The organism is Micromonospora maritima (assembly GCF_902825405.1).
GTDB lineage: Bacteria > Actinomycetota > Actinomycetes > Mycobacteriales > Micromonosporaceae > Micromonospora > Micromonospora maritima.
In genome coordinates, this window is sequence record NZ_CADEAU010000986.1 from 1 (window position 1) to 515 (window position 515).

Consider the following 515-nt stretch of genomic DNA (forward strand, 5'->3'; position numbering starts at 1 on the left):
GAGGACGTGAAGTTCGTCGACGTACGTTTCTGTGACCTGCCCGGCGTGATGCAGCACTTCAACCTGCCGGTCGAGTCCTTCGACGACAGCGTCTTCACCGACGGCCTCGCGTTCGACGGCTCGTCGATCCGCGGCTTCCAGGCCATCCACGAGTCGGACATGCTCCTGCTCCCGGACGTGGCCACCGCCTTCGTCGACCCGTTCCGGGCGCAGAAGACGGTCGCGATCAACTTCTTCATCCACGACCCGTTCACCCGCGAGGCCTACTCCCGCGACCCGCGCAACGTCGCGAAGAAGGCCGAGGCCTACCTCGCCGCCAGCGGCATCGCGGACACCGCCTACTTCGGCGCCGAGGCGGAGTTCTACATCTTCGACTCGATCCGCCACGAGACCTCCGCGCACCAGTCGTTCTACTACATCGACTCGATCGAGGGCGCCTGGAACACCGGCCGGGTCGAGGAGGGCGGCAACCGCGGCTACAAGACCGCCTACAAGGGCGGCTACTTCCCCGTGCC

General features: G+C 66.2%; 1 protein-coding gene. It reads left to right on the forward strand.

The genetic code is table 11. The features are described 5' to 3' along the window. Window positions 1-515, forward strand: a 515-nt coding sequence (locus HUW36_RS34000; RefSeq protein ID WP_174531714.1) for a glutamine synthetase beta-grasp domain-containing protein, incomplete at both ends; no start/stop codon positions are given.